We start from the raw sequence: 19,781 nt of genomic DNA on the forward strand, positions 1-19,781 counted from the left end.
TAATAATCGTTATCATTTGCCAGTCAAATGAATTTTCGCTAATCCGGTAAAAAAGTTTTACCGGCGCGCTTCCTTGTCCCGGCAATCGGGGCCTTTGCCGTTACCTGGCCATCACGTTCTCTCCCTTCTTTTTTATCTATAAACCCGCTCACTCGGTGCGTTTGTGCTCCAGCAGTGCGCGAGCCATGTCCATCATGTGCATCAACGCGAACGTCAGTTCTCGCTGGCTGCCGTGCTGGTGAGTGGCGGTTTCCTGGGCGGTGGCCGCAGCGCAGCGCAGCAGGGCGATGGCGTGTTCCTGGGCCTGGTCGCCGGTTACGCCTTCGTGCAGGGTCCAGATTCTGTTGTCCAGGGTGGGCCGCGGTGGGTTGGGGTTGAGGTAATAGTCGAGCGCGCGGCGTGCGGCTTCGCTGTCGAGATCTGTTTCGTCGTTTTTCGATGGTTTCATGGCAATACCTGCTGATTTCCCTTCAAGCACACTGGAATCACAGAATAGGTCAAGCTGTACTATGTAGTTCCAAATAAATAATTCAGATTGTGTATTGCAGCGGTTAATACAGTCCGTATTGTTGCCGCTCATGGAAAACTGGAACGCATTTCTCAAGCGCTACAAGCGCGAACATAACCTCAGTCAGCTCCAACTGGCCGAGCGCCTGGGCATGACGCAGGGGGGCGTGGGGCATTGGCTGCGTGGCACGCGTCGGCCGACGCTGGAAACCATCAATGAAAAGCTGGAGAAGCTTGGGCTGGTGTTTCTGGAAGCCCAGGTCATGGTGGTCGAGCGCGACATCGTGCGTGAAGCGCAAGGGCTCTATACGGCCGAGCAGCCGGTTTCAGCCGAGGCGCTGCTCTATGCCAGCTTCCGCTTCCCGGTGCTGAGTTGGGCTGACCTGCAGGGGCCATTGCCTGAAACGAGCACGTCCCATGAGCAGACGGACTATATGCCCGCCGGCAATGCGTTCTGGCTGGTGGTGGAAAACGACTCGATGAACGCGGCCAGTGGTAAGAGCGTGCCCGAGGGTATGCGCGTGCTGGTGGATACCGGGCTGGAGGCACAGCCCGGCAGGTTGGTCATTGCACGGCAGCCGGGGCGCCCGGCGGTATTGCGGCAGTTGGTCGAAGAGGGTGGAGACAAGATGCTCAGGCCACTGAATACGCGCTATCCGACGGTTTTGTGTGAAGAAGGCTGCGCGTTTCTGGGAGTGGTGGTGCGGGTACATGGGGCCTTCTAGGCTGCCGGGTTGCTGCGAAGCTGTGTCACGCCACAAGGCCGCTATACGTGAGGGGCATGCCAGCCATGAACATGGATAAGTGGATTGCCCTCGTTCGCGACCGGATGGAGGAATTAGGGCTTACCCAAGAGCAGCTTGCCGAGCGCGTAGGCGTGTCGCAAGGCAGTGTAGGACATTGGGTGAACAAACGGCGCCAACCGAAGCTCGAGTCGATGAACCGCACTTTGGTTGAGATTGGCATGCCCCACTACTGCGTCCGCTTGCAATTGCGTATTCACGGGCAGGCTGATGGTGAACGTTGTGTTTCTGGGGTGGATGACGATGATGACGAACCCGACCTCATGCGATACATCGTCTGCTTCCGTTACCCGGTGCTGGGTTGGAGTGAGTTAGAGGCTGCAACGGCTGTAGAGCCTGCTGTTTTCGAGCAGACTGACTACCTGGCACAGGGCAAGGCGTTCTGGCTAACCGTGGAAAACGATGCCATGAGCGCTGTCAGTGGCCGCAGTGTGCCGCAGGGCATGCGGATGCTGGTGGACCCAGGTGTAGAGGCTGAGGCGGGGCGTTTGGTTATCGCTCGTCAGCCCGGCAAACCGGCGATTTTCCGCGAGCTGGCCGAGGAAGGTGGGCAGCGTTATCTGAAGGCATTGAACAGTAACTACCCGGCGCTGTTGTGCGAAGAGGGTTGCGAATTTCTTGGGGTGGTCGTGCGGGTGCATGGGGCCTTTTGAAAGGGTTTGAGTAGCGGCGGCAACGGTGAACGGCGGATGGAGATTGGCCAGCAGGCACGGCCTCTTCGCGGGTGAACCCGCTCCTACGGGCTGTTGCAGTGGCAGCCTTGTGTTGCGTTAGGGCCGCAAAGCGGCCCTCCGGCACCGTTATTCCACCAGTTCGACCAGCACAGTCCCTTCGCTGACCATGTCCCCCTCCAGGCAGAACAGCGCCTTCACTGTGCCGGCATGCGGCGCACGAATGCTGTGCTCCATCTTCATGGCCTCCAGTACCACCAGCGCAGTACCGGCTTCCACCACCTGCCCAGGTTCGACCAGCACCCGCACGATACTGCCGTTCATGGGCGCACCCAGCCCACCCTGATGGCTGTGGCTGGCTTCGGCCTCGGCAATCGGGTCGAAGGCTTCGATGGCATGCATTTCGCCATCCCAGTGCAGGTACAGCGTGCCACCCCGACGGATTGCCAGATGCTGGCGACGCACGCCGTTCTGGTCATGCACCAACTGCTCACCTTGCAGCTGCCAGGTAGAAGCAGCGCTGCGCTCCAGGGCCACTGCCTGATCGTGCCCAGCACTCACCAGATGCAAGCTGCTGCGTGCAGGCAGGCCCAAGCGCAGTCCATTACGCCCGCTCCACGGCGAATGGCGATCGTCTTCGCGCTGATGCCCCGCCTGGCCCTGCAGCCAGGCTTCGGCTGCCGCCTCCCAAAAGCCAGCCGGCAGCGCACGTGGCGCCGGCAGCAGCACATCCTGGTGGCGGGGAATGAAGCCGGTGTCCAGCTCTGCCGCCGCGAACGCAGGGTGCGCGAGAATGCGGCGCAGGAAGGCGATGTTGGTCTTCAATCCGCCAATGGCAAACTCGTCGAGCATGGCCAGCAAGCGCAGGCGTGCCTGTTCGCGGTTTTCACCCCAAGCAATCAGCTTGCCCAGCATCGGGTCGTAGAACGGCGACACCACATCGCCTTCGCTGACCCCGCTGTCCACCCGCCGGCCTTCGCCAGGTGCCGATTCACGGTACAGCGCCAATTTGCCGGTCGCGGGTAAGAAATCGTTGGCCGGGTCTTCGGCATACAGGCGCACTTCGATGGCATGGCCGAACAGCGGCACCTGTTCCTGTGTGATCGGCAGGGCTTCGCCGCAGGCCACGCGAATTTGCCAGGCAACAAGGTCCAGGCCGGTGATGGCCTCGGTGACCGGGTGTTCCACCTGCAGGCGGGTGTTCATCTCCATGAAGAAGAATTCGCCACGTGCATCAAGCAGAAACTCCACGGTGCCAGCACCCACGTAACCGATAGCCTGGGCGGCACGCACCGCCGCTTCGCCCATGGCCCGGCGCAGTTCGGGCGACAGGCCGGGGGCAGGGGCCTCTTCCACCACCTTCTGATGGCGACGCTGAATGGAACAGTCGCGTTCGTTAAGGTACAGGCAGTTACCGTGCTGGTCGGCAAACACCTGGATTTCGACATGGCGCGGCTTGAGCACGTACTTTTCTACCAGCATGCGCGCATCGCCGAACGACGACTGTGCCTCACGCTGGGCCGACGCCAGGGCGTCGGCCAACTGGCTTTCTTCCTCGACCACTTTCATGCCCTTGCCACCGCCGCCAGCGCTGGCCTTGAGCAGCACCGGGTAGCCGATGCGTTCGGCCGCGGCGCGGAAGGTGTCCAGGTCTTGGGCCTCGCCATGGTAGCCCGGTACCAACGGCACGCCGGCGGCCTCCATCAGCGCCTTGGCTGCCGATTTGCTGCCCATGGCGTCGATGGCGCTGGCCGGTGGGCCGAGGAAGATCAGTCCGGCCTGCTCGATGGCGCGGGCGAAACCTGCGTTCTCGGACAGAAAGCCATAACCTGGGTGGATGGCCTGGGCGCCGCTGGCCTTGGCTGCGGCCAGCAGCTTGTCGACCAGCAGGTAGCTTTCGGCAGCCTTGGTGCCGCCCAGGTCGACGCGGATGTCGGCTTCGCGGCTGTGACGGGCGTCACGGTCGGTGGCGCTGTGCACGGCGACAGTGGTCAGGCCCATGGCCTTGGCGGTGCGCATCACCCGGCAAGCGATTTCGCCGCGGTTGGCGACCAGCAGGGTGGTCAAAGCGGGGCGGCTCATGGGCGCGGCTCCTTCTTGTCAACGGTTTGCCAGGCAGGGCGGCGTTTTTCCAGGAAAGCGCGCAGGCCCTCCTGGCCTTCGGCGCTGACGCGGATACGGGCGATGGTGTTTTCGCAGTAACGGCGCAGGGCCGGGCTGAGTTCGCCGTCGTCCACTTCGCGCAGCAAGTCCTTGGTGGCGCGCAATGCTTGTGGGCTGTTCTGCAGCAGGTTGCTTACCCAGGCTTCGACGTGGTCGTCCAGTTCGCTGGCGGGGTACACCTCGGCCAGCAGGCCCAGCTCGCGGGCGCGCACGCCAGTGAAACGCTCGGCGGTGAGGGCGTAGCGGCGCGCGGCGCGTTCGCCAATGGCCTTGACCACGAACGGGCTGATGACCGCCGGGGCCAGGCCGATGCGTACTTCCGACAGGCACAGTTGGGCGTCTTCGGCGCCGATGGCCATGTCGCAGCAGCTGATCAGGCCCAGCGCGCCGCCAAAGGCTGCGCCTTGCACCACGGCCAGGGTCGGGGCCTTGAGGCGATGCAGGGCGTACATCAGCTCGCCCAGTTCGTGGGCATCATCCAGGTTGGTGTTGAAGTCCAGTTGTGCCGACTGCTGCATCCAGGCCAGGTCGGCACCGGCGCTGAAATGCCGGCCACGGCCACGCAGCAGCACAAAGCGCAGGCTGGCGTCTTCGGCCAACTGGTCGATGGCCACGATCAGCTCGCGGATCATCTGCGCGTTGAAGGCGTTGTTCTTGTCCTCGCGGCTTAACCACAGGGTGGCAAAGCCGCGCGGGTCGCGGATCACTTCAAGGGTGCTGAAATCGCTCATGGGTCACATCCGGAAAATGCCGAAGCGGCTCTGTTCGATCGGCGCGTTCAGCGCGGCAGACAACGCCAGGCCGAGGACGTCGCGGGTCTGTGCCGGGTCGATGACGCCGTCGTCCCACAGGCGGGCGCTGGAATAATAGGGGTGGCCCTGACGCTCGTACTGGTCGAGGATCGGCTGCTTGAGCCTGGCTTCGTCTTCGGCACTGAATGGCTGGCCGCTGCGTTCGCTCTGCTCGCGCTTGACCTGGGCCAGCACCCCGGCGGCCTGTTCGGCGCCCATCACGCCAATCCGTGCGTTGGGCCACATCCACAGGAAGCGCGGGTCGTAGGCGCGGCCGCACATGCCGTAGTTGCCGGCACCAAAGCTGCCGCCGATGATCACCGTGAACTTCGGCACCTGGGCGCAGGCCACGGCGGTGACCAGCTTGGCGCCGTGCTTGGCGATGCCGCCTTCTTCGTACTTCTTGCCGACCATGAAACCGGTAATGTTCTGCAGGAACAGCAGCGGGATGCCGCGTTGGCAGGCCAGTTCGATGAAGTGCGCACCTTTTTGCGCGGCTTCGGCGAACAGGATGCCGTTGTTGGCCAGGATCGCCACCGGGTAGCCATGCAGGTGGGCGAAACCGCACACCAGCGTGGTACCGAACAGCGCCTTGAACTCATCGAACACCGAGCCATCGACCAGGCGGGCGATCACCTCGCGCACGTCGAACGGTTGCTTGGCATCGGCCGGCACCACGCCGTACAGCTCATCGGCCGCATACAGCGGTGCCACCGGTGCCAGGCGTTGTAGCTTGCCCTGCTTGTGCCAGTTGAGGTTGGCCACGCTGCGCCGGGCCAGGGCCAGGGCATGTTCGTCGTTGTCGGCATAGTGGTCGGCCACGCCGCTGGTGCGGCAATGCACATCGGCGCCCCCCAAGTCTTCGGCGCTCACCACTTCACCGGTGGCGGCTTTTACCAACGGCGGCCCGGCGAGGAAGATGGTCGCCTGCTGGCGCACCATGATCGCTTCGTCGGCCATGGCCGGCACGTAGGCGCCGCCAGCGGTGCACGAGCCCATCACCACGGCGATCTGCGGGATGCCTTGCGCGCTCATGTTGGCCTGGTTGAAGAAGATGCGCCCGAAATGCTCGCGGTCGGGGAACACTTCGTCCTGGCGTGGCAAGTTGGCGCCGCCGGAGTCCACCAGATAGATGCACGGCAGGCGGTTCTGCAGGGCGATGGTTTGTGCACGCAGGTGCTTCTTCACCGTCAGCGGGTAGTACGAACCGCCTTTTACCGTGGCGTCGTTGGCCACGATCATGCATTCCACGCCTTCCACGCGGCCGATGCCGGCAATCACGCCCGCCGCTGGCACGTCTTCGCCGTACACCTCATGGGCGGCCAACTGGCCGATTTCGAGGAACGGCGAGCCCGGGTCCAGCAGGCGGTCGATACGCTCGCGCGGCAGCAGTTTGCCACGCGAGGTATGCCGTTCCTGGGCCTTGGGCCCGCCGCCCTGGGCAACCTGGGCGAGCAAGCCGCGCAGGGCCTGGACCTGTTCGAGCATGGCCGCGCTGTTGACGGCAAATTCTGCCGAACGCGGGTTGATCTGGGTGTGCAAGGTAGCCATGTGCGCCCGTCCCTTATGTTCAGCGGGTTTCGTTGAACAGTTCGCGGCCGATCAGCATCCGGCGGATTTCGCTGGTGCCGGCACCGATTTCGTACAGTTTGGCGTCGCGCAACAGGCGCCCAGCCGGGAATTCGTTGATATAGCCGTTGCCGCCAAGAATCTGGATCGCCTCCAGGGCCATTTGCGTGGCGCGCTCGGCGGTGTACAGGATCACCCCGGCAGCATCCTTGCGGGTGGTCTCGCCACGGTCGCAGGCCTGGGCCACGGCATACAGGTAGGCGCGGCTGGCGTTCAGCTGGGTGTACATGTCGGCAATCTTGCCCTGGATCAGCTGGAACTCGCCGATGCTCTGGCCGAATTGCTTGCGGTCGTGGATATACGGCACCACCAGGTCCATGCAGCTTTGCATGATGCCGGTCGGGCCGCCGGACAGCACCACACGTTCGTAGTCCAGGCCGCTCATCAGGACGCGCACGCCGCCGTTAAGCTGGCCCAGAATGTTCTCTGCCGGCACTTCCACACCGTCGAAGAACAGCTCGCAGGTGTTGGACCCACGCATGCCCAGCTTGTCGAACTTGTTGCTGCGGCTGAAGCCCTTCCAGTCACGCTCGACGATGAACGCGGTGATGCCGTGCGCACCCTTGTCCAGGTCGGTCTTGGCGTAAATCACGTAGGTGTTGGCGTCGGGACCGTTGGTGATCCAGGTCTTGCTGCCGTTGAGCACGTAGTGATCGCCGCGTTTTTCTGCGCGCAGTTTCATCGACACCACGTCGGAGCCGGCATTGGGCTCGCTCATGGCCAAGGCGCCGATGTGCTCGCCGCTGATCAGCTTGGGCAAGTACTTGAGCTTCTGCTCATGGGTGCCGTTGCGGTTGATCTGGTTGACGCACAGGTTGGAATGGGCGCCGTAGGACAGCGCCACCGAGGCGGAGCCACGGCTGATTTCTTCCATCGACACCACATGGGCCAGGTAGCCCAGGCCAGCGCCGCCATACTCTTCCGGTACGGTGATGCCCAGCAGGCCCATGTCACCGAACTTGCGCCACATGTCGGCGGGGAACAGGTTGTCGTGGTCGATCTGCGCGGCACGCGGGGCCAGTTCGGCGGCGACGAAGGTGCGCACCTGGTCGCGGAGCATGTCGATGGTCTCGCCCAGGGCGAAGTTCAGGGAGGGGTAATGCATGCTGGGGCACCTTCTTGTTCTTGGAAATTGGGTAACACCGTAGCTCAAAGCCTAACCGCCGACCCCTGTAGGAGCGGGCTTGCCCGCGAATGCGTCAGCAGGACCACCGTCATTGCCTGGGTGATCGCATTCGCGGGCAAGCCCGCTCCTGCAAGGGTCGGCGTCATGCCGGAGGTTCCGGTATCGTTCATCACCTTTACGTTAACGTAAACCTGCGGGGAGGCACTGTCAATCCACTCGTCACCTTTACGTAAACGTAAATCTGCGCCAGAGTATTCCCGCTTGCTTCAGCCGTGCCCAAAACAACCACAAGAAGGGACACCCATGAGTCAACCGAGCTATACCCGCGGTCGCCAGGACCGACCCTTGCTGACCCAGACCATCGGCCAGGCCTTTGATGCCACCGTGGCCCGCTGTTGCGACAGCGAGGCCCTGGTGTCCCGCCACCAGGGCTTGCGTTACAGCTGGCGGCAGTTGGCCGAACAGGTCGAAATACACGCCCGTGCGCTGATCGCACTGGGCGTGAACACCGGCGACCGTGTTGGCATCTGGTCGCCCAACTGCGCCCAGTGGTGCATCTTGCAGTTGGCCAGTGCCAAGGTCGGCGCCATCCTGGTCAACATCAACCCGGCCTACCGTGTGGGTGAGCTGGAATACGTGTTGCGCCAGTCCGGTTGCCGCTGGCTGGTCTGCGCTGAAGCCTTCAAGACGTCTGATTACCACGCCATGGTGCTGGCGCTGGTGCCTGAACTGGCCAGCGCCCGGCCTGGTGAGCTGGCCAGTGAATGCCTGCCCCAGTTGCGTGGTGTCATCAGCCTGGCCGCCAACCCGCCTGCCGGCTTCCTGCCCTGGCACGCCTTGGCCGAGCGGGCAGGGCAGACGTCTGTTGAGGCCTGCACAGCCCGTCAGCAAAGCCTACAATTCGACCAGCCGGTAAACATCCAGTACACCTCAGGCACCACCGGTGCGCCCAAAGGTGCCACGCTCAGTCACTACAACATCCTCAACAACGGTTTCATGGTGGGTGAAAGCCTAGGCCTGACGGCCCGCGACCGTATGGTGATCCCGGTGCCGCTGTACCATTGCTTCGGCATGGTCATGGCCAACCTCGGCTGCATCACCCACGGCAGCACCATGATCTACCCCAACGACGCCTTCGACGCCGAGCTCACCCTGCGCGCCGTGGCCGAGGAGCGTGCCAGCATCCTGTACGGCGTGCCGACCATGTTCATCGCCATGCTCGATCACCCATCGCGTGCGCAGATGGACCTGTCGACCCTGCGCAGCGGCATCATGGCCGGCGCCACCTGCCCGATCGAGGTGATGCGCCGGGTCATCGACCAGATGCACATGGCTGAAGTGCAGATCGCCTACGGCATGACCGAAACCAGCCCGGTGTCGCTGCAGACCGGCCCGGACGATGACCTGGAGTTGCGCGTGACCACCGTCGGCCGCACCCAGCCGCAGCTGGAAAACAAACTGGTGGACGCCGACGGCTGCATCATCGCCCGCGGCGAGATTGGCGAACTGTGCACCCGCGGCTACAGCGTGATGCTGGGCTACTGGGACAACCCCCAGGCCACGGCGGATGCCATCGACCCGGCCGGCTGGATGCATTCGGGCGACCTGGCGGTGATGGATGAGCAGGGCTATGTGCGAATCGTCGGGCGCAACAAGGACATGATCATTCGCGGCGGCGAGAACATTTACCCGCGTGAGCTGGAAGAGTTTTTCTACACCCACCCGGCGGTGGCCGATGCGCAGGTGATCGGCATCCCGTGTAGCCGCTATGGCGAAGAGATCGTCGCCTGGATCAAGCTGCACCCTGGGCACAGCGCCACGGCCGAGGAGCTGCAGGGCTGGTGCAAGGCGCGCATTGCCCACTTCAAGGTGCCGCGGTATATCCGTTTCGTTGACGAATACCCGATGACGGTGACAGGCAAGGTGCAAAAATTCAGGATGCGTGAGATCAGTGTCGCAGAAATTTCGGCTGTTTCTGCAGGTTGATGCACTGGGTTATCCGGCCTCTTCGCGGGTGAACCCACGATGAGGCCAAGCCATGCCAGCATCAGATTCCGGATCTATTACATTGGCTCGATATTGAGGTCGCTGCATGCCAGGAAAATTGCGATGTTGCGCGTGCACCTGATGTAGAACTGGTTCGGTTACAGCGATCCTGCGATGGAGGAAGCGCCGTACGAAACCCCCATCCTCAACTTCCGTCGTCTGCTGGAGAACCATAAGTTGGCGTACGTAATTCTGGCCGTGATCAACGGCCACCTGGGGGATCGCGGCGAGGATTGTCAGAGAATGCGGCGCAGATGGTGACGCTGTTTGCCCTGTCGAATCTGTGGATGGCCCGCCGACATTTGCTGGCCAACGCAGCAGAGGTGTGCCTGGCGCTTTTGAAATCGGCAGATACTGCAGTCAGCCAGAAATGTATGACTACTTCAGACTATCCTTAACTCCGCGGTAAAGTGGTGAATCACCGACATCGAGCAATAATTTAGCGTCCCTTATTGCCCATTGTGCCAGCAACAGGGGTGTATCCCTTATCCCCTCAATATGGTACCCAGGGTGGTACCAGTGGCTCTGATGTTCCCGGTACGGAGCGTAGGCACGTATCAATGCTGAATCGAGGGTGCTCAGGTATTTTCTATGCGCATCGGTTAAAATAACATCATCAGCATACCGTCGCTTCTCGCCGACTAATACATTCTTCATATGGTCTGTAAACGCCTCAGTACTAGCCTTGATGAGCTTTTCCCGGACGAAGGGGTTTCTACGAACGGCGGTATTATCCAATTTTTTCAGATCCTTTGTCACGGCATTGAATAGATCAACTTCATGATTTAAGAGGCCCAGAGCGATATCGACTCCCTGCACCTTCTCATTCTCCCGCATTGCGTTCCTATAGGATTTTACTTGATGCGATGTGTTGCCAATACCAAATTGGCCTTTCGCGGTGACCCTCCCAGGACGAGGGGTGTTCCCAGTCCGCCCAATCGGCACTCCGGCTGTGCCCTGGGGGTCGCCGTAGTTAACAGGGTCGCCATTACAATAGGCATACGCGTTCAGTCCACCGAGCCCAAACGGGCTCAGGCTATCGGGGCTGGAGAATCGCATTAACCCGGGAAAGAATGCCCGATAGCCCTGGCCTAAGTGGTAGCAATTGGCGTGAATATCAAACGGAACACCATTGAAACCAGTGGCGATGGCCGCGTCGCCGATCCCCCCACTGTGGCCATAGGGGGTAAAGCATATCGGCAGAGGGCTTTGAGTGTGTGGAGTTGATGGGGGCATTCATGACTCCTTTGCTTCGCGCAGTTGTCGGCTTGCTTCTTGAAAGTGCTGTGATTTCGCCTCGGTCTATGTACGGCCAAGCCAAGCCGCTTTTAGTAGGGTAATCACGGGAAGCATGCTCTAAAGTAGAGCACCTGTGCTGCTGGCAGAAATGTCAGTTGTATTGAACTCTGTGTAAATCCTAGGCTAATGGATTTAATAGCTGTCGCGACTCAGTGATCCAGTAACGGTCATTCGTAGCGGCGAGCACAGTTAAACCGCGTCAACATGAATGATGTGCTGGGCTGTCCGGCCCCTATTTCGCGCAGGCAAGGCCAGCTTCCACGAGAAGACAGTTGCTCCTACAGGGCCCGCGCCGACCTATGATACGGCGCAGTACCTGTGGGCGCGGGCAAGCCCGCGAAAGGGCCGAAATGGTCAGCGCTCATCCAACGCCTTGTAGAGTTCGCCGGCAACCTCGGCAACGCTCAGGTAATCACGCCGCAAACGAACACTGTAACGCGCCTCCAGGCGCATCAACGCAAATTCGCATTTGTCCCTGTCCAGATGTGCCAGCACGGTACCTGGCCCCGAGTCGACCACACCTGCATCCTGAAGCATATCGACCACTTGTCGCTCATATTCCTCACGCTGCCGGCGGGTTGCGGTATCCACGATTAAGAGGCTCCTGGCTTGATATCTGGAGCCTCAATCTTCAGCACAACCCATCGGCACCGCTACTGGCAAAAATATCAGGTAGCGTGGTCTACCCTTAAGCCTTCACCGGTGGCTCCTGACTCGGCGGGTCACCAACCGTCGGCGGCACGGTCGGCTTGATCGGCAGCTCGTCCGGGTCTTCTTCCGGTACGGGTGGCGGCAAGCTCGGGTCGTCGATGTTGGGATCGGGTGTCTCCGGTGGAATGGGAATGTTCATGGCCTGACCTCGCGTGGGTGGGTGAAGAGGTGCTGTAGGCTCTGACCGCTGGCAGCTGCCGTTCGCTCAATTATTTTGAACCCCCCGCCTGTGCCCGGCTCTGAACCCTTACCGCCACCAGCCTGAGGGAGCAAGGTCGATGTCACGAAACGAGCCCTTTGAAAGCGTGCCCATGGCGAACGATCACCCGGACCAGGCCATTAGCCTGGCCCAGGCGCTGTTGGCGCCACGCATCGTGATCGAAGACACCCAACCCGTGCTCGACGCCGGCAGCTTCGCCGCCAAGGCCGTCAGCGGCCAGCCCGTGACAGTCAGCACCAAGGCCTACAGCGACGGCCACGACCGCCTGGCGGTGATGCTCAACTGGCGCCAGGCGCACAGCAGGCGCTGGCATTGCGTGTCGATGCAGGCGGCGGGCAACGACCTGTGGCTGGCCGAATTCACCCCCACCGAGCTGGGCCCGCACCGGTTCAGTATCGAGGCCTGGATCGACCCGTTTGCCACCTATTGCCACGACCTGGAGAAGAAGTACCACGCCGGCGTCGAGGTGAAACTGGAGCTGGAAGAAGGCCGTTTGATGCTGGGCAAAGGCATCGAGCTGTGCAGCGGCGCCCTGCGCGAAGAGCTCGAGGCCGTGCAACACCGCCTGGCCACCCTCAGTACCGATGACCAGGTAGCCGTCTTTCTCGACCCGACCACCGCCCGCCTGATGGGCGAAGCCGAACACCGCAGCTACCTGACCCGCAGCCCTGAGTTTCCCCTTGATGTCGACCGCCCGGCCGCCCTGTTCGCCAGCTGGTACGAGCTGTTCCCGCGCTCGATGACCGACGACCCGCAGCGCCACGGCACCTTCAACGACGTGCACGAACGGCTGCCGATGATCCGCGACATGGGCTTCGACGTACTGTACTTCCCGCCCATCCACCCCATCGGCATGCAGCATCGCAAGGGCCGCAACAACGCCCTCAAGGCCGAGCCGGGCGACCCGGGCAGCCCTTATGCCATCGGCAGCCCGGAAGGCGGCCACGAGGCCATTCACCCGCAACTGGGCAGCCGCGATGACTTCCGCCGTCTGGTGGCCGCAGCGGCGGAACACGGCCTGGAAATTGCCCTCGATTTCGCCATCCAGTGCTCCCAGGACCACCCCTGGCTCAAGGAGCACCCGGGCTGGTTCAGCTGGCGCCCGGACGGCACCATCCGCTACGCTGAAAACCCGCCGAAAAAGTACCAGGACATCGTCAACGTCGATTTCTATGCGCCGGAGGCCGTGCCCTCGCTGTGGCTGGCCCTGCGCGATGTGGTGGTCGGCTGGGTCGAGGAGGGCGTAAAGACTTTCCGCGTCGACAACCCGCACACCAAGCCGCTGCCGTTCTGGCAATGGCTCATCGCCAATGTGCGCAGCCAGCACCCCGACGTCATCTTCCTTGCCGAAGCCTTTACCAAACCGGCGATGATGGCGCGCCTGGGCAAGGTCGGCTACGCACAGAGCTATACCTATTTCACCTGGCGCAACCACAAGCAGGAGCTGCGCGAATATTTCGAGCAGCTCAACCAGCCGCCGTGGAGCCAGTGCTACCGGCCCAACTTCTTCGTCAACACGCCGGACATCAACCCGTTCTTCCTGCACACCTCCGGCCGCGCAGGTTTTCTTATCCGTGCCGCGCTGGCGACCATGGGCTCAGGCTTGTGGGGCATGTATTCGGGCTTCGAGCTGTGTGAGGGCACGCCGTTGCCGGGCAAGGAGGAGTACCTGGATTCGGAGAAGTACGAAATCCGCCCACGCGACTTCACCCAGCCCGGCAACATCATCGCCGAGATCGCCCAGCTCAACCGCATCCGCCGGCAGAACCGCGCCTTGCAAACCCACCTGGGCGTGGCCTTCTTCAATTGCTGGAACGACAACATCCTGTACTTCGCCAAGCGTACGCCCGAGCGGGACAACTACATCCTGGTGGCCGTCAGCCTGGACCCGCACAACGCCCAGGAGGCGCACTTCGAGTTGCCCCTGTGGGAATTGGGGCTGGACGACAACGCCGAAACCCAGGGTGAAGACCTGATGAACGGCCACCGCTGGTCGTGGTACGGCAAGACCCAATGGATGCGCATAGAGCCCTGGCACCTGCCGTTCGGCATCTGGCGTATCGCGAAAGCCGGGTAAAACCGGTCTGTAGCCTTTTCCCCTGTGGGAGCGGGCACGCCCGCGAACACCGGCAGAGCCGGTGCCAAGCACCGCGGTGGCTGATTCGCGGGCACGCCCGCTCCCACAGCGATGGTGCAAGAAGGGGCAAACATGCAATTGAAAGGAGTCGCACATGGCCAAGCGTTCCCGCCCGGCAGCCTTCATCGACGACCCGCTTTGGTACAAGGACGCTGTCATCTATCAGCTGCACATCAAGTCATTCTTCGACTCGAACAACGATGGCATCGGTGATTTCGCCGGCCTGATCAGCAAGCTCGACTATATCGCCGAGCTGGGCGTCAACACCCTGTGGCTGCTGCCGTTCTATCCCTCGCCACGCCGTGACGACGGCTACGACATCGCCGAATACAAGGCCGTGCACCCGGACTACGGCAGCATGGCCGACGCCCGCCGTTTCATCGCCGAGGCCCACAAGCGCGGCCTGCGGGTGATCACCGAGCTGGTCATCAACCACACCAGCGACCAGCACCCGTGGTTCCAGCGCGCCCGCCACGCCAAGCGCGGCAGCAAGGCGCGCGAGTTTTACGTGTGGTCGGACGACGACCAGAAGTACGACGGCACGCGCATCATCTTCCTCGACACCGAAAAGTCCAACTGGACCTGGGACCCGGTCGCCGGCCAGTACTTCTGGCACCGGTTCTATTCCCACCAGCCGGACCTCAATTTCGACAACCCGCAGGTGCTCAAGGCGGTGATCGGCGTCATGCGCTTCTGGCTCGACCTGGGTGTAGATGGCCTGCGGCTGGACGCGATCCCTTACCTGATCGAGCGCGACGGCACCAACAACGAAAACCTCGCCGAAACCCACGACGTGCTCAAGGCGATCCGCGCCGAGATCGACGCCAACTACCCCGATCGCATGCTGCTGGCCGAAGCCAACCAGTGGCCGGAAGACACGCGCCCGTACTTCGGTGAAGGCGACGGCGACGAATGCCATATGGCCTTCCACTTTCCGTTGATGCCGCGCATGTACATGGCCCTGGCCATGGAAGACCGCTTCCCGATCACCGATATCCTGCGCCAGACGCCGGAAATCCCGGCCAACTGCCAGTGGGCGATCTTTTTGCGCAACCATGATGAACTGACCCTGGAAATGGTCACCGACCGCGAGCGCGACTACCTGTGGAACTACTACGCCGAAGACCGCCGCGCGCGCATCAACCTGGGCATTCGCCGGCGCCTGGCGCCCCTGCTGCAGCGTGACCGTCGGCGCATAGAGCTGCTGACCAGCCTGCTGTTGTCGATGCCCGGCACGCCAACCCTGTATTACGGCGACGAACTGGGTATGGGCGACAATATCTATCTGGGTGACCGCGATGGCGTTCGCACACCCATGCAGTGGTCGCCAGACCGCAACGGCGGTTTTTCCCGCGCCGACCCGCAACGCCTGGTGCTGCCGCCGATCATGGACCCGCTCTACGGTTACCAGACCGTCAACGTCGAGGCGCAAAGCCACGATCCGCATTCGCTGCTGAACTGGACCCGGCGCATGCTGGCGGTGCGTAAGCAGCAGAAGGCCTTTGGCCGCGGCAGCCTGCGCACCCTCACGCCCAGCAACCGGCGCATCCTTGCCTATATCCGCGAGTACACCGATGCTGACGGCAATACCGAGGTCATCCTCTGCGTGGCCAACGTGTCCCGCGCCGCCCAGGCTGCCGAACTCGAATTATCACAATACGCCGACAAAGTACCGGTGGAGATGCTGGGCGGCAGCGCGTTCCCGCCAATCGGCCAACTGCCGTTTCTGCTGACCTTGCCACCTTATGCGTTCTACTGGTTCCTGCTGGCCAGCCGCGATCGCATGCCCAGCTGGCACATCCAGCCCACCGAGGGGTTACCCGAATTGACCACATTGGTACTGCGCAAGCGCATGGAAGAACTGCTGCAAGCCCCCGCAAGCGATACGCTGCAAAGCACCATCCTGCCGCAGTACCTGCCCAAACGCCGCTGGTTCGCCGGCAAGGAAGGGCCGATCGATGCCGTGCGCCTGTGTTACGGCGTGCGTTTCGGCACCGCCACCACGCCGGTGTTGCTCAGCGAAATCGAGGTACTCAGTGACGGCACGGCCACCCGCTACCAGCTGCCGTTCGGCCTGCTGCGTGAGGAACAGATCCACACCGCGCTGCCGCAGCAGCTGGCGTTGTCGCGGGTGCGCCGTACCCACCAGGTTGGCTTGATCACAGACGCCTTCGTCCTTGAGCCGTTCATTCACGCTGTGATGCAAGCCTGCGAGGATGGACTGCGTCTGCCGTGCGGCGACGGTGAGGGTGAATTGCGCTTTGAATGCACAGAGCAGCTGGCCGGCCTGGCGCTCGACGAGGAGAGCGAAGTGCGCTACCTCAGCGCCGAGCAGTCCAACAGTTCGGTGGTCATCGGCGATCGCGTGGTGCTTAAACTGATCCGCCGGGTCAACCCGGGTATCCATCCAGAGCTGGAAATGAGTGCCTACCTGACCGCCGCCGGCTTTGCCAACATCTCGCCGCTGCTGGCCTGGGTCAGCCGGGTGGACGAGCAACACGCGCCGCACCTGCTGATGATTGCTCAGGGTTACCTGAGTAACCAGGGCGATGCCTGGGGCTGGACCCAGAACACGCTGGAACGGGCCATCCGCGACCAGATGGAGCCCACCCGCAACGACGCCGAAGCGCACACTGACGCATTGGCCGAACTCAGCGGCTTTGCGGCCTTGCTTGGCCAGCGCCTGGGCGAGATGCACCTGCTGCTGGCCGCACCCACCGAAGACCTGGCCTTCCAGCCGCGCCCCAGCGATGCGCAGGACAGCGAGCGCTGGTGTGCACAGATCAGCACCGAACTGACCCACGCCCTCGACCTGCTGGCGCAGCATCGCGACACGCTGGACAGCGACAGCCAGTCCTTGGTCGACGACCTGCAGCAACAGCGTGACGGCCTGGCCCAGCACATCGACACCCTGAGCAAGCAGGCTCAGGGTGGCCTGCTGATGCGTGTGCACGGCGACCTGCACCTGGGCCAGGTGCTCGTGGTGCAGGGTGATGCCTACCTCATCGATTTTGAAGGTGAACCCGCCCGGCCCCTTGAAGAGCGCCGGGCAAAACACAGCCCCTACAAGGATGTCAGCGGCGTGCTGCGTTCCTTCGACTATGCTGCTGCGATGATCTTGCGCAGCGCGTCTGCGGTGGACCTTTCCGAGCCGGCGCGGCAAGCCCGGCAGCGGGTTGCCCGGCAGTACCTGCACCAGTCCCGGCATGCCTTTGTCGAAGCCTATGGGCTGGCCACCGCCGCCATGCCTCACGCCTGGCAGCACGCCGAGGGTGAGCGCGCGGCGCTGGAATTGTTCTGCCTGGAAAAAGCCGCCTACGAGATTACATACGAAGCCGAAAACCGTCCGAGCTGGCTGGCCGTGCCTTTGCATGGTCTGCATGGACTGATCAGTACCTGGGGAGAGTCAGAATGAACGTTACAACGCGTGAAAACGGTGGCCTTCGGCAACGGGACCTCGACGCCCTGGCCCGCGCCGAACACGCCGATCCTTTTGCGGTACTCGGCCCCCACGGCGACGGTGCAGGCGGGCAGGTGGTCCGCGCCTTTCTGCCCAATGCCCTGAAAGTGCGCGTTCAGGCCCGGGATGACGGGCGGGTCCTTGCCGAAATGGAGCAGGGCAGCCTGCCTGGGTTGTTCAGCGCGCACCTTGATGAGGCAAAGCCCTACCAGTTTCATATCGTCTGGGCCGGTGGCGAACAGGTTACCGAAGACCCCTACAGCTTCGGCCCGCAACTGGGTGACATGGACCTTCACTTGTTCGCGGAAGGCAATCACCGCGATTTGTCCGGGCGCTTCGGTGCCCAGCCGACTCAGGTCGATGGCATCGACGGCGTGTGTTTCTCGGTCTGGGCGCCGAATGCCCGGCGGGTGTCGGTGGTGGGTGATTTCAACAACTGGGATGGCCGCCGCCACCCCATGCGCCTGCGGCATGGCGCGGGGGTGTGGGAGCTGTTCATTCCGCGCCTGGGCGTGGGCGAAACCTACAAGTTCGAAGTGCTTGGCAAGGACGGCATACTGCCGCTGAAGGCCGATCCGCTGGCCCGTGCCACCGAGCTGCCGCCGAGCACGGCGTCCAAGGTAGCCGGTGAACTCAGCCACGCCTGGCAGGACCATGACTGGATGGCGCAACGCGCCCAGCGCCATGCGTACAACGCGCCGTTGTCGATCTACGAGCTGCACCCAGGGTCATGGCGCTGCGAGCTGGACGAAGCGGGCGAAGTCGGGCGTTTCTACAACTGGCGCGAACTGGCCGAGCGGCTGGTGCCCTATGTGCAGGAACTGGGCTTTACCCACATCGAACTGCTGCCGATCATGGAACACCCGTTCGGCGGCTCCTGGGGCTATCAACCATTGTCGATGTTCGCGCCCACCTCGCGCTACGGCAGTGCCGAGGATTTCGCCGCGTTCATCGACGCCTGCCACCAGGGAGGCATCGGTGTACTGCTGGACTGGGTGCCGGCGCATTTTCCCACCGACGAACATGGCCTGGCGCGCTTCGATGGCACTGCGCTGTACGAATACGACAACCCCCTGGAGGGCTACCACCAGGACTGGAACACGCTGATCTACAACCTCGGGCGCAATGAAGTGCGCGGCTTCATGATGGCTTCGGCGCTGCACTGGTTGAAGCATTTCCACATCGACGGCCTGCGCGTCGATGCGGTGGCCTCGATGCTGTACCGCGACTACTCGCGCAAGGCTGGCGAATGGGTACCCAACCGCCACGGCGGGCGCGAGAACCTGGAAGCCATCGACTTCATCCGCCACCTTAACGGCGTGGCTGCCCACGAGGCCCCGGGTGCGCTGATCATCGCCGAAGAGTCCACCGCCTGGCCTGGGGTCAGCCAGCCTACCCAACAGGGCGGCCTGGGTTTTGCCTACAAGTGGAACATGGGCTGGATGCACGACACCCTGCACTACATCCAGAACGACCCGGTGCACCGCACCTACCACCACAACGAGATGAGTTTCGGGCTGATCTATGCCTATTCCGAGCACTTCATCCTGCCCATTTCCCATGATGAGGTGGTGCACGGCAAGCACTCGCTGATCGACAAGATGCCCGGCGACCGCTGGCAGAAGTTCGCCAACCTGCGCGCCTACCTCACCTTCATGTGGGCACATCCGGGCAAGAAGCTGCTGTTCATGGGCTGCGAGTTCGGCCAGTGGCGTGAGTGGAACCACGACAGCGAACTGGACTGGTACCTGCTGCAGTATCCCGAGCACCAGGGCGTGCAGCGCCTGGTGGGCGACCTCAACCGCCTGTACCGCGAAGTGCCGGCGCTGCACGAGCAGGATTGCCAGCCGCAGGGCTTCCAGTGGCTGATCGGTGACGACGCGCAAAACAGCGTGTACGCCTGGCTGCGCTGGAGCAGCAGCGGCGAGCCGGTGCTGGTGGTGGCCAACTTCACCCCGGTACCCCGTGAGGGTTACCGCATTGGCGTGCCGTTCGGCGAGCGTTGGCAGGAGCTGCTGAACAGCGATGCCGAGCTGTATGCCGGGTCGAACGTGGGTAATCTGGGGGCGGTGGCCAGTGAGGCAGTGGCCAGCCACGGGCAGCCATTATCGCTGGCCCTGAACCTGCCGCCGCTGGGGGTGTTGATCATGAAGCCCGCCTGATCGGTTGGCTGTACGGGCCCCTTCGCGGGTAAACCCGCTCCTACACAGGTACCGAA

At 62.7% G+C, this 19,781-nt stretch carries 14 protein-coding genes and 2 pseudogenes; 8 read left to right on the forward strand and 8 right to left on the reverse strand.

The window, feature by feature from the left end:
• Nucleotides 1-148: 148 nt before the first annotated feature.
• A complete protein-coding gene (locus tag I8746_RS11410) occupies nucleotides 149-448 on the reverse strand; it encodes a DUF6124 family protein (RefSeq protein ID WP_003251328.1) in 300 nt (99 codons plus the stop codon).
• 130 nt (nucleotides 449-578) lie between these two features.
• Here I8746_RS11410 and I8746_RS11415 point away from each other — a divergent pair, with 130 nt between their 5' ends.
• Complete coding sequence (locus tag I8746_RS11415) at nucleotides 579-1,232, forward strand: LexA family transcriptional regulator (protein ID WP_003251326.1); 654 nt, start codon at nucleotides 579-581, stop codon at nucleotides 1,230-1,232.
• Between the two features lie 65 nt (nucleotides 1,233-1,297).
• Nucleotides 1,298-1,963 carry a LexA family transcriptional regulator gene (locus I8746_RS11420; protein ID WP_014755936.1) on the forward strand — a complete coding sequence of 222 codons (666 nt, stop codon included), beginning with the start codon at nucleotides 1,298-1,300 and terminating at the stop codon, nucleotides 1,961-1,963.
• A gap of 147 nt (nucleotides 1,964-2,110) precedes the next feature.
• Here the strand turns inward: I8746_RS11420 and I8746_RS11425 are convergent, their stop codons facing one another.
• Genes I8746_RS11425 through I8746_RS11440 form a run of 4 tightly spaced genes read right to left on the reverse strand, consistent with a single transcriptional unit; the run spans nucleotide 2,111 to nucleotide 7,669 of the window.
• A complete protein-coding gene (locus I8746_RS11425; RefSeq protein WP_014755937.1) occupies nucleotides 2,111-4,063 on the reverse strand; it encodes an acetyl/propionyl/methylcrotonyl-CoA carboxylase subunit alpha in 1,953 nt (650 codons plus the stop codon).
• Nucleotides 4,060-4,875 carry a gamma-carboxygeranoyl-CoA hydratase gene (locus I8746_RS11430; RefSeq protein WP_003251320.1) on the reverse strand — a complete coding sequence of 272 codons (816 nt, stop codon included), beginning with the start codon at nucleotides 4,873-4,875 and terminating at the stop codon, nucleotides 4,060-4,062. The genes I8746_RS11425 and I8746_RS11430 overlap by 4 nt, the downstream gene beginning before the upstream one ends.
• A gap of 3 nt (nucleotides 4,876-4,878) precedes the next feature.
• Nucleotides 4,879-6,486 carry a carboxyl transferase domain-containing protein gene (locus tag I8746_RS11435; RefSeq protein ID WP_004576464.1) on the reverse strand — a complete coding sequence of 536 codons (1,608 nt, stop codon included), beginning with the start codon at nucleotides 6,484-6,486 and terminating at the stop codon, nucleotides 4,879-4,881.
• Nucleotides 6,487-6,505: 19 nt separating this feature from the next.
• Complete coding sequence (locus I8746_RS11440; RefSeq protein WP_003251317.1) at nucleotides 6,506-7,669, reverse strand: isovaleryl-CoA dehydrogenase; 1,164 nt, start codon at nucleotides 7,667-7,669, stop codon at nucleotides 6,506-6,508.
• 324 nt (nucleotides 7,670-7,993) lie between these two features.
• Here I8746_RS11440 and I8746_RS11445 point away from each other — a divergent pair, with 324 nt between their 5' ends.
• The 3 genes and pseudogenes from I8746_RS11445 to I8746_RS27550 all read left to right on the forward strand — a co-directional run.
• Nucleotides 7,994-9,676: an AMP-binding protein gene (locus I8746_RS11445; RefSeq protein ID WP_221100700.1), complete on the forward strand. Its 1,683-nt coding sequence runs from the start codon at nucleotides 7,994-7,996 to the stop codon at nucleotides 9,674-9,676.
• Nucleotides 9,677-9,793: 117 nt separating this feature from the next.
• Nucleotides 9,794-9,964 (forward strand): annotated as a pseudogene (locus I8746_RS11450) (IS5/IS1182 family transposase); the annotation flags it as partial.
• Nucleotides 9,964-10,068 (forward strand): annotated as a pseudogene (locus I8746_RS27550) (IS5/IS1182 family transposase); the annotation flags it as partial. The pseudogenes I8746_RS11450 and I8746_RS27550, both read left to right, overlap by 1 nt.
• 46 nt (nucleotides 10,069-10,114) lie before the next feature.
• Here the strand turns inward: I8746_RS27550 and I8746_RS11455 are convergent.
• The 3 genes from I8746_RS11455 to I8746_RS11465 all read right to left on the reverse strand — a co-directional run bounded on the left by I8746_RS11455 (nucleotide 10,115) and on the right by I8746_RS11465 (nucleotide 11,885).
• Nucleotides 10,115-10,972 (reverse strand): RHS repeat-associated core domain-containing protein, encoded by an 858-nt coding sequence (locus I8746_RS11455; RefSeq protein WP_012051789.1) that lies wholly within the window; start codon nucleotides 10,970-10,972, stop codon nucleotides 10,115-10,117.
• A gap of 417 nt (nucleotides 10,973-11,389) precedes the next feature.
• Nucleotides 11,390-11,626: a hypothetical protein gene (locus I8746_RS11460; protein WP_088512501.1), complete on the reverse strand. Its 237-nt coding sequence runs from the start codon at nucleotides 11,624-11,626 to the stop codon at nucleotides 11,390-11,392.
• A gap of 97 nt (nucleotides 11,627-11,723) precedes the next feature.
• Nucleotides 11,724-11,885, reverse strand: coding sequence for a hypothetical protein (locus I8746_RS11465; protein WP_003251307.1), 162 nt, complete (start codon nucleotides 11,883-11,885; stop codon nucleotides 11,724-11,726).
• Between the two features lie 139 nt (nucleotides 11,886-12,024).
• On the opposite strand from I8746_RS11465, the gene I8746_RS11470 reads away from it, so the two are divergent.
• From I8746_RS11470 to glgB, 3 genes are all read left to right on the forward strand, one after another.
• Nucleotides 12,025-14,043 carry an alpha-1,4-glucan--maltose-1-phosphate maltosyltransferase gene (locus I8746_RS11470; protein WP_012051791.1) on the forward strand — a complete coding sequence of 673 codons (2,019 nt, stop codon included), beginning with the start codon at nucleotides 12,025-12,027 and terminating at the stop codon, nucleotides 14,041-14,043.
• 154 nt (nucleotides 14,044-14,197) lie between these two features.
• The gene (gene treS / locus I8746_RS11475) at nucleotides 14,198-17,518 is read left to right on the forward strand and encodes a maltose alpha-D-glucosyltransferase (protein ID WP_221100701.1); all 3,321 of its coding nucleotides are present in this window, start codon (nucleotides 14,198-14,200) and stop codon (nucleotides 17,516-17,518) included.
• Complete coding sequence (glgB, locus tag I8746_RS11480; RefSeq protein WP_221100702.1) at nucleotides 17,515-19,725, forward strand: 1,4-alpha-glucan branching protein GlgB; 2,211 nt, start codon at nucleotides 17,515-17,517, stop codon at nucleotides 19,723-19,725. Before treS ends, glgB begins: the two co-directional genes overlap by 4 nt.
• The last annotated feature ends 56 nt before the right edge of the window (nucleotides 19,726-19,781 follow it).

Origin of the sequence: Pseudomonas sp. USTB-Z, from assembly GCF_019691255.1 — a bacterium.
In the GTDB taxonomy this organism is placed as follows: domain Bacteria; phylum Pseudomonadota; class Gammaproteobacteria; order Pseudomonadales; family Pseudomonadaceae; genus Aquipseudomonas; species Aquipseudomonas alloputida.